Raw genomic sequence first — 14,517 nt, 5'->3', positions numbered from 1 at the left:
AATTTTATTGAAGTCAATCATGTGGAAATGTATTTAAATATTTGAATTTCAGACACTTAAATATACTTACATTTCCTTTGATTGGCAAATCTATTCTCAATTATTAATCGAACTCAGGTTTATAGTCATAACTATCTAAATGCATTGGGTAATAATAAGGCTTTGATAATCAAAAATCAAGTATAAAGCTTTTTGATGCTTAAGCCAAACAAAAAAGCGATTAGTAATTTACCAATCGCTTTTTTGTTTCCCCTGTTTATTGCAGCCAAACAAACTACGCAAAAACAGGTTAATACCATACATCTATACAAAACGTATATAACCTATAAAAAACATATGAATTTAAAACGAACTTTCGGAACTGTGCTTACCGTATTGGGTATTATCGGCCTCATTTGGACAGGGGTTGAAGTTATCAACCATAAAGGGGACGCCACTACATTAATCGTAGTGGGCGTAATTTCTGTATTATTCTTTTCTACCGGCATAAGCCTGGTACGCAACACTAAGGACGAGGCTTAGTTAACCGTAACCGGCGTTATCGCACCATCCTCAGAAATACTGAGGCCCGGTTGCCCGAAATCGGTTTCGGTAAGCATTTTTATGCGTCGCGATGCACGGTTGAGTGTGTCGCGCTCAAGCCCCCTATCGTGCGATTGGCGGTACGACACGATATTGCCGCCTAAAAAGCGACCTTTTTTATCTATACGCAATTTTAGCAGAGGCGCAAGGCCACAAACACCGTCTACGCTTACGCTGCGGTAAGTACAAAAATTACCCAGACTGTAAGCTATTAACCTATCTTTATAAAGTTCCATGGCACGGCTTACGTGCGGGCCGTTCCCCAGTATCACATCTGCGCCTGCATCTATGGCCGCATGAGCAAATGCATACACGTTGCCACGCCGCTCGCCTTTGTACGATTCGCTGGCTTGGGTTACATGCTCAAAGGCAACACCCTCGCCCCCACCGTGGAACGACACGATAACAATATCACTTTGCAGCTTCAAGTTTTGTATAATGGCTTTGGCACCCTCAACATCCAGCAAAGACACCGTTTGGCTATTTGGCGAGAAGGCGCAAAAGCCATACTTAACCCCATTAAGCGTAAAAATTTTTGTGGGCGATGTTTTAAGTCCCGCGTAGTGAATGCCCAGGCTATCCAGCACCTTCATAGTATTGTCGCGGCCTAGTAATCCAAAATCGTTACTGTGGTTGTTGCCAACGCTCAACATATCAAAACCTGCATCCTTAAAAATACCGCCATAATATTCAGGCATCTTAAACAGATAAGGCTTACTGCGGAACTTCAGCTTCATGGCCGATGGCGCACCGGTATCGAGCAAAACGCCTTCCAGGTTACCGAAGGCTATATCAGCTTCGCGTAAATCCGGGAGGGCTTCCTTAAAACTGTTCTTGCCGCTATCGGGCGGCAAGCCATTGGTGTTGGGATATGCGGTGCCCAGCATCATATCGCCAACGGCGGCTATGTGTACGGTACTATCTACAGTTGGTTTTGGGATTATGGTGTCGACCGCAGTTTCAGGCTTTTTTGCTGCCTGCTGCATAGCCGGATTGATGCAACCGGCTATCGACAGGCATAGTACGCAAAAGGAAATGAGTTTAGGCCCTGGTTTCATAAGCAAAAAAAATCCCTCCATTTGGCGATGGGGGGATTACGAATATAATAATTTAGGTTTACTAGTTGTTGTCCGGCCCCGGCTTATCCGCGTTATCGCTGCTCAGCTCAGTCTTAAACGATTCCAACATACGGCCACCTTTAAAAAAGTAACGGCTGTAGTAAGCATCATCTAAACTACTGATGGCCACGCCACGAGATGAAGCGTGCGCAAACCTGTTATTGCCCAGGTAAATGCCCACATGCGAAATGCGGCGGCTATGTATTTTAAAGAAAACCAAATCGCCTTCTTTCAAATCATCTTTGCTAACAGGGTTAACCATGCTGAAGATATCGCGGGAACTGCGGCGGATGGTCAAATTAAACACATCGCTATAAAGCTGTTTTGTAAATGCAGAGCAATCGATACCTTTTCTAGAGCTGCCTCCGAAACGGTATGGTGTACCAATCCAATCGTGCACAAAGTTGAAAAGTTTCATGTTAGAAGTTGCCGAAAGAGCCACTCCCATAATTTGTGAAAGATAATCTTTAGCTAAAGACTCCTGATCGTCAGAATCAGCTGGTTGAACTGGAACGCTTTTTGTTTGAGCCTGTGCGGCTAAAACGCTCATAAATAATGCAATAGCAAGTGCAAATTTCTTCATTTAATCTCTTTTTTTGTTGATCAGGGGACAACAAACGTATATTAAATCAGACAGTGTGTCTATTGTTAGACACAAAACTATACAAATAATCTAAACCACCAAATAAATAATGAAATTAATTTCATGTTCGCTGCGGTAGAATATATTAATCAATATTGATATATTTTATCGTTAAAGTAAATATTTCGAAAGATGACAAATATCTAAAATACTAATTTTAAGCCTTATAGAGGCCTGCTATTTAAACCGAGTCAGATCGCCGTAATGAGGGCAATTTCCGATCAAGACAAAGCCTGCAGTTTTAACAAAAGTGCGCACGGTATAGCCGAAGAACAACACAGTATTTCTTTGGTGTTTTTGTCTCGAGATGTGTTATAATGATTTGCATATTGCTAAAAACTGTCCTTTCTGTGTGATTCTCTGCGGTTAAACCAAGCTATAAAAAATTTACGCAACACTAATACTAAAAAGATTATTACGAAAAACCAATATATTGCACCCTTATAAAGCGTACTTTTTACACACTATCCAAATGATATTTCGGTTTTAATTAAAAGTGCGTTCCGGTGTCGAAAAAGGTTACATTCATGTTAAATAAATCTTTACAACAAATTCGTTGCAGTTTCGGTTATTTGCGAGATATAATTAGATTTGCACATTCTCTTAGAATTGTTTTTAATAAATGAGTTCAATCGAAATAACTAAAGACACCTACCTGATGTGGTATGAGTCTATGCTTTTAATGCGGAAATTCGAAGAAAAAACTGGCCAGTTATATGGTCAGCAAAAAATCCGTGGGTTTTGCCACCTGTACATTGGGCAGGAAGCAGTATTGGCCGGCGCTATGTCGGTTATACGCCACGAGGATAGCTTGATAACCGCTTACCGCGATCATGCGCACGCATTAGCAAAAGGCACCTCTCCAAACGCTATCATGGCCGAGATGTATGGTAAAGCAACCGGATGCTCTAAGGGTAAAGGTGGCTCAATGCACATGTTCGACAAAGAAAACCATTTCTATGGCGGGCATGGTATTGTAGGCGGCCAGATACCAATGGGTGCGGGTATAGCTTTTGCCGAAAAATACAAAGGTACTGATAACGTAAACATTGCCTACATGGGCGATGGTGCCGTTCGCCAGGGTGCTTTAACCGAGACATTCAACATGGCTGCGCTATGGAAACTGCCCGTAATTTTTGTTTGCGAAAACAATGGTTACGCCATGGGTACTTCTGTAGAGCGGACAACCATACAAACAGATATTTACAAGCTTGGCTTGCCATACGGCATACCATCATCGCCGGTAGACGGGATGGACCCCGTTGCTGTTCACAACGCAATGGACGAAGCCGTTTCACGTGCACGCCGCGGCGAAGGCCCAACCTTCCTGGAGATGCGTACCTACCGTTTCAAAGGCCACTCGATGAGCGACCCGCAGAAATACCGCACTAAAGAAGAGTTGGAAAGCTACAAAGCCAAAGACCCTATTGAAGTGGTAAAATTGACCATACAAAAAGAAGGTTACGCTACCGATGCCTGGTTTGAAGAAATTGAAGCCAAGATAAAAGCACAGGTAGACGAAGCGGTGAAATTTGCCGAAGAATCACCATGGCCTGAAGCATCGGAACTTTATACCGATGTTTATGTGCAACAGGATTATCCTTACATCCGCGACTAATTATTATACCTAAATATTAACAACAAACAGTATATGGCTGAAGTAGTTAAAATGCCTAAGATGAGCGATACCATGACCGAAGGGGTATTGGCAAAATGGCATAAAAAAGTTGGCGACACGGTAAAATCAGGCGATGTATTGGCCGAGATAGAAACCGATAAAGCCACGATGGATTTTGAATCGTACCAGGATGGCACACTGCTTTACATAGGTGTACAGGAAGGTAATGCCGTACCTGTTGATGCCATCATTGCAGTATTAGGTAAAGAAGGCGAAGACTATAAACCGTTGCTGGAAGGCAATGCTACACCGGCCGCTGAAACAAAGGCAGCGCCTGCCGCAGATGCTAAACCGGCACCTGCCGAAGATAAAAAACCTGCTGCACCCGTTGAAGCAAAACCAAAGGTTGATTTGGCAAGCATCCCGGCTGCTGTAATACGCATGCCTTTGCTAAGCGATACCATGACCGAAGGCACCATTGAAAAATGGAACTTTAAAGTTGGTGATACAGTAAAAGCAGATGACTCAATAGCCGACGTTGCAACCGATAAGGCTACTATGGAAGTTGTGGGTTACGAAGCCGGTACGTTATTATATATAGGGGTTAAAGAAGGTGAAGCTGTTGCTGTAAACGGCATCATAGCCATTGTTGGTAAAGCCGGTACGGATATTACCCCATTACTGAACGCTGATAATGCTGCACCTGCTGTGGAGGCCACCCCGGCTGACGAAGCTGCACCCGCTGCAAGTTCAGATGCTGCACCAATCGCTACCGCAACAGGGTCTACCGAAGACGATAGCCGCGTGAAAGCATCGCCGCTGGCACGCAAAATTGCAAAAGACAAAGGCATTAACTTGAATGATGTAAAAGGCAGCGCAGATGGCGGTCGCATCATCAAAAAAGATATAGAAAGCTTTACACCTTCGGCTGCAAAACCAGCCGCTACTGCTCCTGAAGCAGCTGCGCCTGCTGCATCGGCTCCGGCTGCTGCACCGGCAAAAGCACCAATAGTATTGCCAACCTTCACAGGCGAAGAAAAATTCAGCGAACGCAATGTTACGCAGATGCGTAAAGCAATCAGCCGCAGATTGTCTGAAAGCTTGTTCACTGCGCCGCACTTCTACGTTACCATGTCGATAGATATGGATCAAGCGATTGCCGCCCGTGGTAAAATAAACGATGTTGCACCGGTTAAGATATCCTTCAACGATTTCGTGGTGAAAGCCGTTGCCGTTGCTTTAAAACAACATCCGGCCATCAACTCATCGTTCCTGGGCGATAAGATACGTACCAACGAGCATGTACACATCGGCGTAGCTGTTGCGGTAGACGAAGGCCTGCTGGTACCGGTTATCAGATTTGCCGATGGCAAATCGCTTAGCCACATCTCTCAGGAAGTGAAAGAGCTTGCTGGCAAAGCAAAAAACAAAAAATTGCAGCCGGCAGAAATGGAGGGCTCAACCTTTACCATATCTAACTTAGGCATGTTTGGTGTAGACGAGTTTACGGCCATCATCAACACACCGAACGCATGTATCCTGGCGGTAAGCGGCATACAAGCCGTGCCTGTTGTGAAGAATGGTGCAGTAGTACCAGGCAACGTAATGAAAGTTACCCTAAGTTCAGATCACCGCGTGGTTGATGGTGCTTTAGCAGCAGCATTCCTGCAAACATTGAAACAATTACTGGAAGAGCCTGTAAGGCTTTTGATATAATTTCGGATTCGAATTTTCGATTTCGGATTTAGAATAGCGATGGGTTTAGGCTCATCGCTATTATTGTTTTGGGCGATTGATAATGGACCGAGATTCACCACATCGTCATTGCGAGCCGCACGAGGGGTGGATTGTGAAAGGGGGCGGCGTGGCAACCATCGGCAGGCAGAGCCGCTCTGCAAATCCGGACCTTAAAGCCGAGGATTGCTTCGTCGCTTCGCTTCCCTCGCAATGACGCGGGGATAAAGATGCGGTCGCGGACAGGATATATTTGTAATTCCACCAATGCCACATTTTTTACTAAATTGCCCATGCATACCCCCTACTTATGGTCGTCATGGAATTAATGTTCATAGTTGTTTCTGCCTTTTTTATTGCTGTTATTATTAAAATGCGCCGCAAACATAAATTGGCCAAAACAGTGCTTATACCTGCTCAAAAGCAAATACTCGCAAGCAACATCCAATTCTACAACCATCTTACCGATACTGATAAACTTTACTTCGAAGATAAGATAGAGCAATTCCTGGATGATGTCCGTATAGAAGGCGTTGGCCTGGAGCTTACAGATACCGACCGCATCATGGTGGCGGCAAGCGCAGTTATCCCCATCTTCGGTTTTAAGGATTGGACCTATCGTAACGTCACCAACGTACTTTTATACCCCGATACCTTCAACAAAGATTTTGAGTTTGAAGGCGAAGCGGGCGAGGGGCGTAACATTATGGGAATGGTTGGTAGCGGTTATATGAACGGGCAGATGATACTCTCCCGCGCAGCGTTGACAAAAGGCTTTTCGAAAAATTCGGGCAAAGAAAATACGGGAATTCACGAATTTGTGCACCTGCTGGACAAAGCCGATGGCGCAACCGACGGCGTGCCCGAGGGTTTCCTTGAGCATGAATATGTGGAGCCATGGGTAAAGATGATGCACCAGGAAATTCATAAGATAGAAGAAGGGCATTCAGACATCAACCCCTACGCTACTACCAACGAGGCAGAGTTTTTAGCGGTAGTATCGGAGTATTTCTTTACCAAGCCTGAGCAATTTCAAACAAAACATCCGGAGTTATATGATATGTTGAGCAAGGTATTCGGACAGGATCCATCAAAAAAATCCTAAATCCGAAATTCTAAATCCGAAATCGAAATTCCGAAATCCGAAATCAAACCCCTTCCATGACCTTCGCTGATAAAGTAATTGAATTCAACCGCGGACTCGAGTACACCGGCCCTCCCCTGCCTACAGGCATCCGCATCATGAACCCCTTTCGCGAAGAGGAGGAGGTATTCCGCATATCCGAAGAATTTTATCGTAAATATTATGCGGATGATCATAAACGCCACCTCATCATGGGTATCAATCCCGGCAGGTTCGGCAGCGGCTTAACCGGCATCCCTTTTACCGACCCAAAACGGCTGGTAAGCGAGTGCCACATTGCTTACGAGGGCCGCATAACGCACGAACCTTCCTCCGTATTCGTGTACGAGGTGATAAATGCCTATGGTGGGCCGGAGGCATTTTATAAGGATATTTACATCAATTCTGTTTGCCCCCTCGGCTTTACTACCATTGATGCAAAAGGAAGGGAAAAGAACTACAACTATTACGACAGCGCGGCATTAACCGAGGCGGTAACGCCATATATCATCGATAACTTCAGAAAGCAAATAGCGCTGGGTATCGATACTGACCTATGCTTTTGTTTCGGTACGGGCCAAAACGAAAAGTTCATCAAAAAAATAAACGCGCAATACAGCTTCTTTAAAGAGGTTGTCGCACTGGAGCATCCCCGGTTCATCATGCAATACAAAAGTAAATCGAAGGCATTTTATATTGATAAATATTTGGAGGCTTTTGCAAGGATGAATAGCTAATACCAAATTACAGTTATGTATTTTAAACTGTGGCAGTGTTTATAGCCAATTTAAAAGCCGATGCTGCTTTACCGGATTCGCATTCGAATAAAGTAAGGTCCGTCGGGCCTTTTTTCTTATCTTTCCTTCCATGAAAATAGAGCTCTCGCTATATACAATTGTGTATTTTGCTGCAATTGTATTAGGCGCTTTCTCAGCAGGTCTGCTGATTTTTTCAACCAAAAACAAACTAGCAAACCGCCTGCTTGGCTTACTAATACTGGCTATCAGCGGCTGGCTCGTCGATGCGTTTTTTAGAGTGAGCGGCTTATATTCCCAAAATGCCAACCTTTATTTCCTACCCATTTATTTTTCTTTTGGTTTCGGGCCGTTATTATATTTTTATGTAAGAGCTATCACCAACGCAGCGTTCAAATTCCGCTTGCGGTATCTACTGCATTTTTTGCCGGTGCTTATGCAAGCAGGTTTCTATTGGTATGTTGCTCTACAGGATTATAAAACACGGTATAACATTTGGTTTAACCTGCACCTACCCTATACCTATCGTATAGAGTACGATGGCACCTGGCTATCGCTTGTAGTTTACCTCGTTTTATCGCTTCTAATTATCAAAGACTATCAACGCTGGCTAAAAGAAAACTACTCAGACATTGCCCTCAAGATGCTCAATTGGCTTAAAGTATGTCTATTGCTGATGGTGATGGTTTGTGTGTTTTGGCTGGTGGAAGCTGTATTACGCGACGCCAGGAATTTGTTTTACAAATACGATGTGTCTAATGATTTGCTTTGCTTGCTCATCTATATTTTAGGTATTTATAGCTACCGGCAGGCCAATGTAGAAGTTGCCTACCAACCGGAGGTCCAGCTCCCGGTGGACACCACTACCACTATTGCTGATGCCGAAGTAATTGCCAAAATACATACCGCAATGGAAAGCGGCAAACTATATCTGAACACAGAACTTACCCTGGCCGAGTTAGCGAAATATATCGATTTACCCGCGCGGTCTGTCTCCGCCAATATCAATGCTGCCTTTAACAAACCTTTTAACAGCTATGTGAATACCTGGCGGGTTGATGAGGTCAAAAGACGATTGGCCGGAAACGACCTCGAAAAATTTACTTTGTTGGGTATTGCCTTCGAATGTGGTTTCAATTCAAAAACATCTTTCAACCGTATATTTAAAGAGCTTACCGGCTTTTCGCCGTCAGAATATATCAAAAAATAGTCCCGGCCCTATTTTGGTACGCCCCAATTCACGTTTTGGGGCGATGCGCCTGCTTCATTGCTGCAATTTTGAAGAAAAATTAAACAGCCATGAAGAAATTATTAACCACGCTAATTTTATCTATTACAGCATTAAGCCTGTTTGCACAAACCGATTGGACCAACAAAAGCCGCCTGATGCCCGACAAGCTAAAGGAATTACCGGTAGGTATTATCATGTCGCACGACCCTAACCCCGTTTACCCGGTAAAAGAGGGCGACACCTTCTACTGGAAGCACCACACGTATGCCACCGCCACCAAGCACACTTTAACCGTAATAGAATGCGGCAGTTTTATATGGTATGATGCAAGTGGCTGGCATGCCAACATGCAATACTCACCAGATGATTTCGCCAAAGCTTTTAATTGCCCGGGTGCGATATTAAAAGCGAATAAAACCTACACCTACCAAAAAAACTGGCGTTACGGCAAACAAGCCTACGGTGGTGACGCGCTCTGGTACATTATAGCCAAAGACGAGAACGGAAAGCTGTACAAGGGTACTGCTTTAATTGAAACCGAAGACAAAGTATTAACCACCAAGTAAAATAAAAGCCATGAAAACCAAACTGATATTACTAAGCTTGCTATGCCTGAGTCAAACCATTTTACTGGCCCAAAAAAAGGTTGCCATCGACACGAAGACCAGTCTGCTGAAATGGACCGGGCATGCCGAAATAGGCACTTATGCCCCTAGCGGTACGCTTAACCTATGGGAAGGCGTGGTGTACTTGAAAGGCGATGAAATCACCGCTGCACTACTTACGGTTGACATGAAAAGCATGAAACAGGAAAACAGCGACCTGGTAAACCATTTAAAAAGCGAAGACTTTTTTGATGTGGAAAAATACTCTGTAAGTACCATCAAAATAAACAGCATCAGGAACGGTAAGGCTTATGGGCAAATTACCATGAAAAACAAAACGCAAGCCTTTGAGTGCCCCATAGCAATTACAAAAACCGGCGGTGAGTTAAGCGTTACCGGAAAAGCGATTATCGACCGCACTAAGTACGGTATTATATACAACTCCGGTAGTTTCTTTAGCGGCCTGGGCGATCATGCTATAAAAAACACATTTGATGTTGCTTTCAACATCGTAGTAAATTTGTAACGGAATGCGAAGGATAGCAAGAGTGGGCAACAGTCCCCTCTACGCTTTTAAAACAGATTAGGTTAGTTCAACAACGATCAGTTGAACTAACCAGATAAATGCCATATTTAACCTTTGCAAGTAGAATATCGCCGAAAGCAAATTTCCATAAGCCATAAAAAAAAATTATTTTGTGGCGTTCAATGAGCTTCTTCAGAAAACCAATCAGGCCCGATGATACCGCAGATGAAGAGCTGGTTGCCAGCTATCGCGTAAACGCTGATATAAGCGTGCTGGGGAAGTTATATGAAAGGCACATGGCGCTGGTTTTTGGCCTTTGCCTTAAATACCTTAAGGATGAAGAACTTGCCCGCGATGCCGTTATGGCGATATTTGAAGAACTGGTGGCAAAGGTAAAGCAGCACGAGGTAAAACAGTTTCGCAGCTGGCTGTATGTACTTAGCCGCAACCATTGTTTGATGCAATTGCGCAACGATAAAAAATTACCTACCGTTGGGATGGATGAGTTTATGGAATTCAATCCGGTTTTGCATCCTGAAGATAATAGTACCGATAAAGAGGCAGCGCTACAGGCTTTGGAGCGATGTATGGATAAATTGATGCCCGCCCAAAAACAAAGCGTGCGCTTATTTTATTTAGATGAGATGTGCTACAAGGATATTGCTGCGCAAACCGGCTTTACCTTGAACGAAGTAAAAAGCTATATACAAAACGGCAAACGCAACTTAAGGCTTTGCCTGGAAAAAAACGGTGGATAAGCAGCGGCCCAACATATTGCAGATACAGAAGTACCTTAACGGGGAGCTTGATGCCAAAGCTATGCACCAACTGGAGCGCGAAGCCCAGCACGACCCGTTTTTGATGGATGCATTGGAGGGGTACCAAATGGCCGCCGGCAATCAGCAGACTAACCTCGATATGCTTGCCAAGCGGCTTCGTGAACGTACCGGGAAAAAACCAAGCCGCATCATTCCATGGACAACTATCGCCATCGCGGCTGGCGTAGTAGGTTTTATGGTTGTGGTGGGATTGTTGTATAAAGGCAATGATGACGCCATACAACCAAAAGTAGCAGAGGTAAAGCTAGTGCTAAAACCGCAAACTGATACAACCGGCACCACTACTGCCATAGCCCGGTTGAAAGCAAATGATTTGGCCAAGCTACAGGTAGATAAAAAAGCGCTTAACCCTGCATTGCGCAACGGGCCAACAACCATGGCAACCGATAAGGTCATTCTTAATAAACGCGTCGCTGTTAGTAGCGGAGACGCATCGCTTGCCGAAGTAGCTATGTCGCCCCCACTGGCGGCAAAAGCAGATAGTGGCCGGATGCCTTTGGATGAGATGATAATAGGTGCCATTTCTGCCCCTAAAACAGATACCGTAGATATGCCGCTTACCGTAGCCATCAAAAAAAGGGCCATATCGCAGCCGCTACCCGGCAAGGCCGATGGCGTTAACACCGAACCCAAGCGGCCCACCAGTGCTTACGACCTTAACAAATACCTGCCGGGTTATTTTCCAAATACAGTTGCTAATAATAACAACGTTTTGCCTGTACCGGGCATTACCGCAAAGGCCGATAACAAAGCCACAACCGCTTTAACTAACAATGCGAACGGCATATATGCGTCGCCTACCTCCTCTCAAAACCTGCCGCTGCAGATTGGGTACTCGGGTTTTGCTAACCTAAAAACTAATGCAAATGCGGATAGCGTTAACATAGCCGGACTAAACACCAAATTGCCTGCTATAAATAATTCGGTTGCTAATAATGCAGCAATTACGCGCAACACCGTTGACGATGAAGACACAGACCCAACGACTGCCCATCCCGCAAAAGGTTGGATGGTATTCCGCGTGTATATCGCTAAAAACAGTTACCTGCCCGCGGGCGAGAAACCGGGCGTAGTGGAAGTTAAGTTTACGGTGGCTGCGGATGGGAAACTAAGCAATATAAACATCACCCAAAGCCTAAATGCCGCTACGGATAAAAAGGCTATCGCGCTCATCACTAACGGGCCAAAATGGAAAGGCAACGCCAACGGCAAACCACAGGAGATAACGCAAAGCATAGGTTTCGTGAATAAAAAATAGCGGTTTAACGACGACCAGATTTACCGATATAAAAAAAGCGATTGGCAGAAACCAATCGCTTTTTTATATCCTCAAGATTCGACAACGCTCTAAGAGTAGTCAGATCTATTGTGAACTTTAATTCCTCGCCGGGGCTCCTGCCGGTGGTGTAGGCGGCGTTGGTAGCGGCTTACGTGGCACCATATCCTTACGCTCGCTGGTGTTGTACACAAAAGAGGCAACTATGGTTGCTGCTTGTTTCAGGTCGTCTTCTATGAGTCGGTCATAGGTGTCCTGGTTGCTATGGTGTGTGCGCGAGCCATAGTCAATAGCATCCTGAATAAACTGGAAGCCCGGGATGCCTACCGCATCGAAGCTCTGATGATCGGTACCGCCTGTGTTACTGATGGTAACGGTTGTTGCGCCAAGGTCCTTAAAGGGTTCCAGCCAGGTTTTGAATAATGGTCCCGCGGCCGAATCGCCCTGCAAATAAATACCGCGAATTTTGCCGGTGCCGTTATCCAGATTGTAATAGGCATCAAGCTTTGCCGCTTCGGGCTTCAACTCCATTGTTTTGGGGTCGCCAAAGTGATTAAGCACGTAACCGCGCGAGCCGAACAGGCCTTGTTCCTCGCTGCTCCATAAAGCAATGCGGATGGTGCGTTTAGGTTTAAAGCCGATGGTTTTGAGTATGCGCATAGCCTCCAGCATTACTGCGCTGCCTGCGGCGTTATCGGTAGCGCCTGTAGCAGCGTGCCACGAATCGAGGTGACCACCTATCATTATCACCTGCTCTTTCAGTTTCTTATCGGTACCCGGTATCTCGCCAACTACGTTGTAGCCCTGTAAATCGTTGGTGAAGAATTCGGTTTTGATATCCGCCTCCAGTTCAACCTTTTTGCCGGCTTTTACCAGGCGCAATATGCGCTGGAAATCTTCGCTGCTGGTTTCCAGCTCAGGCGCAACGGCTTTGGCGGTATCGGCATATGACGCGCCGTTGGTGGTAAATAAAGTGCCGTCGGTACCGCGGGCCTGGCTCAATATCAGGCCGGCTTTTTCGTTCAGCAAAAAGGCTGTGATAGCCGTACGCATGCCAATAGCCTTACGCCGGGCCACCATAGCAGGCGAGTTAGGATCGAATGCATTGTTGCGTTGGCCACGTGGTGCCATGGTGGCCTGTGCCATCTTATCCAGTTCCTCGTCGGTATAGCGGGCAGCGTCTGATTTAAAAGTACGCTCGGTAAGCGGCTTGGTATCAAATATGATAATCTTCCCGGCAAGGGTACCTTTGTATTTATCAAGCTCGGCCACGCTATCGGCTTTTACCAACACCACCTCACCTTTTATAGGGCCATTGGTGCCTGGAGTCCATGCCTTTGGTACGGCAATAATGGCGTGGTAATAAGGCACAGTGATGGCAGCGTAGTTCTTCTGCACTTCCCAACCTTTACCAAATTTGCCCCAGGGTTCTAATTTGGCGTTGGCCATGCCCCATTCTTTCAGCTGGGCAACGGCCCAGTCCTGCGCACGCTTCAAGCCCGGCGAACCGGCTAAACGCGGACCCGAAACGTCGGTAAGGTTGAAGGCGATATCCATCACTTTAGAGTGGTTAAGCCCCTCTTCGCGAATTTTGGCAGTGGCTGCCGCATCAACGGCATCTTGTGCTAATGCACTGGCCGTTAAGCCTGTAAATACTATACAGGCATAAAGTAGTTTTAATTTCATCGTGATCAGTTAATTAAGCAATAGGCAAACTTATTTAAATAAAGCGGTATAAGTTTATGGCCGATTTAACAAAGTTGTTACACTGAAATAATTAATTGAGGTATATTTGAGTGATGAGCGAATACCGATTAGATAGGACGGCTTTTAAGGCGCAGACGGCGGAAGAAGCCGCCGACCATCATTCTTATTATAAAGATTTAAGCTTAAAAGAGCGTTTGGATATAGTCGACTATCTTAATAGTATCGCATATAACTATCCGTTAAATGATCCGCCTAAAATGGACCGAACAGCTTTTAGCATGAGGGGCCGCAAAAAAAATGGGTAACATTTTTAAAGACGATTTTAAAGACTTTGTTAAAGCCTTGAATTTTAACAAAGTACGCTACATTCTTGTCGGTGGCTTTTCAGTGGTTTTACATGGATATGAAAGGACTACCGGAGATATGGACATTTGGGTGGATCGTACTGCTGATAATTATAAAAGACTCAAGATGGCATTTTTGCATTTTGGTATGCCCGTTTTTAGCATGACCGAAGATGTTTTTTTACACGACCCCGAGCATGATGTGTTTACTTTTGGAAGGCCGCCAACGGCAATAGATATAATGATTGAAGTGTTGGGGATGAATTTTGACGAGTGTTTTAGAAACGCAACTTTTTTCCAAAGGGAAGGCATAAAAGTTCGAACGATTCATATTAACGATCTAATTACTGCAAAAAAAGCATCAGGAAGGCACAAAGACCTAGATGACATTGAGAATTTGACCAAAAATAAATAAC

15 protein-coding genes are annotated in these 14,517 nt (G+C 44.9%); 12 read left to right on the top strand and 3 right to left on the bottom strand.

What is annotated here, in order from left to right:
* Positions 1-336 precede the first annotated feature (336 nt).
* A complete protein-coding gene (locus E2R66_RS25575) occupies positions 337-522 on the top strand; it encodes a hypothetical protein (protein ID WP_133236213.1) in 186 nt (61 codons plus the stop codon).
* Here the strand turns inward: E2R66_RS25575 and E2R66_RS25570 are convergent.
* Both E2R66_RS25570 and E2R66_RS25565 read right to left on the bottom strand, forming a co-directional pair.
* A complete protein-coding gene (locus tag E2R66_RS25570) occupies positions 519-1,640 on the bottom strand; it encodes a CapA family protein (RefSeq protein ID WP_158288504.1) in 1,122 nt (373 codons plus the stop codon). The two genes, E2R66_RS25575 and E2R66_RS25570, sit on opposite strands and share 4 nt — an antisense overlap.
* A gap of 61 nt (positions 1,641-1,701) precedes the next feature.
* Positions 1,702-2,283 (bottom strand): C40 family peptidase, encoded by a 582-nt coding sequence (locus tag E2R66_RS25565; RefSeq protein ID WP_133236217.1) that lies wholly within the window; start codon positions 2,281-2,283, stop codon positions 1,702-1,704.
* A 682-nt stretch (positions 2,284-2,965) separates the two neighbouring features.
* On the opposite strand from E2R66_RS25565, the gene pdhA reads away from it, so the two are divergent.
* The 9 genes from pdhA to E2R66_RS25520 all read left to right on the top strand — a co-directional run bounded on the left by pdhA (position 2,966) and on the right by E2R66_RS25520 (position 12,032).
* Positions 2,966-3,961 carry a pyruvate dehydrogenase (acetyl-transferring) E1 component subunit alpha gene (gene pdhA / locus E2R66_RS25560; RefSeq protein WP_133236219.1) on the top strand — a complete coding sequence of 332 codons (996 nt, stop codon included), beginning with the start codon at positions 2,966-2,968 and terminating at the stop codon, positions 3,959-3,961.
* Positions 3,962-3,994: 33 nt separating this feature from the next.
* Complete coding sequence (locus tag E2R66_RS25555) at positions 3,995-5,677, top strand: pyruvate dehydrogenase complex dihydrolipoamide acetyltransferase (RefSeq protein ID WP_133236221.1); 1,683 nt, start codon at positions 3,995-3,997, stop codon at positions 5,675-5,677.
* A 391-nt stretch (positions 5,678-6,068) separates the two neighbouring features.
* Positions 6,069-6,800 carry a M90 family metallopeptidase gene (locus E2R66_RS25550; RefSeq protein ID WP_240049531.1) on the top strand — a complete coding sequence of 244 codons (732 nt, stop codon included), beginning with the start codon at positions 6,069-6,071 and terminating at the stop codon, positions 6,798-6,800.
* A 56-nt stretch (positions 6,801-6,856) separates the two neighbouring features.
* Entirely contained in the window at positions 6,857-7,555 is a 699-nt protein-coding gene (locus E2R66_RS25545) for an SMUG2 DNA glycosylase family protein (protein ID WP_133236223.1), read from the top strand.
* A gap of 130 nt (positions 7,556-7,685) precedes the next feature.
* Entirely contained in the window at positions 7,686-8,783 is a 1,098-nt protein-coding gene (locus E2R66_RS25540; RefSeq protein ID WP_133236225.1) for a helix-turn-helix domain-containing protein, read from the top strand.
* Between the two features lie 89 nt (positions 8,784-8,872).
* Entirely contained in the window at positions 8,873-9,370 is a 498-nt protein-coding gene (locus E2R66_RS25535; protein ID WP_133236227.1) for a hypothetical protein, read from the top strand.
* Positions 9,371-9,380: 10 nt separating this feature from the next.
* A complete protein-coding gene (locus E2R66_RS25530) occupies positions 9,381-9,935 on the top strand; it encodes a YceI family protein (protein WP_133236229.1) in 555 nt (184 codons plus the stop codon).
* Positions 9,936-10,117: 182 nt separating this feature from the next.
* Entirely contained in the window at positions 10,118-10,693 is a 576-nt protein-coding gene (locus tag E2R66_RS25525) for an RNA polymerase sigma factor (RefSeq protein WP_133236231.1), read from the top strand.
* Positions 10,686-12,032, top strand: coding sequence for an energy transducer TonB (locus E2R66_RS25520; protein WP_133236233.1), 1,347 nt, complete (start codon positions 10,686-10,688; stop codon positions 12,030-12,032). The genes E2R66_RS25525 and E2R66_RS25520 overlap by 8 nt, the downstream gene beginning before the upstream one ends.
* A gap of 117 nt (positions 12,033-12,149) precedes the next feature.
* On the opposite strand, the gene E2R66_RS25515 is transcribed toward E2R66_RS25520, so the two are convergent.
* Positions 12,150-13,736, bottom strand: a complete 1,587-nt coding sequence (locus tag E2R66_RS25515; RefSeq protein ID WP_133236235.1) for a M28 family metallopeptidase — start codon at positions 13,734-13,736, stop codon at positions 12,150-12,152.
* Positions 13,737-13,849: 113 nt separating this feature from the next.
* On the opposite strand from E2R66_RS25515, the gene E2R66_RS25510 reads away from it, so the two are divergent.
* Together E2R66_RS25510 and E2R66_RS25505 are read left to right on the top strand one after the other, a co-directional pair.
* On the top strand, positions 13,850-14,062 hold the full coding sequence (locus E2R66_RS25510) for a hypothetical protein (protein WP_133236237.1): 213 nt from the start codon (positions 13,850-13,852) through the stop codon (positions 14,060-14,062).
* Positions 14,055-14,516: a DUF6036 family nucleotidyltransferase gene (locus tag E2R66_RS25505; protein ID WP_133236239.1), complete on the top strand. Its 462-nt coding sequence runs from the start codon at positions 14,055-14,057 to the stop codon at positions 14,514-14,516. The genes E2R66_RS25510 and E2R66_RS25505 overlap by 8 nt, the downstream gene beginning before the upstream one ends.
* Position 14,517 lies beyond the last annotated feature (1 nt).

This window comes from Mucilaginibacter psychrotolerans (assembly GCF_004519315.1).
Taxonomy (GTDB): domain Bacteria; phylum Bacteroidota; class Bacteroidia; order Sphingobacteriales; family Sphingobacteriaceae; genus Mucilaginibacter; species Mucilaginibacter psychrotolerans.
The sequence above is the reverse complement of the archived record's forward strand: the minus strand, read 5'-3'. Positions and strand labels throughout refer to the sequence as shown.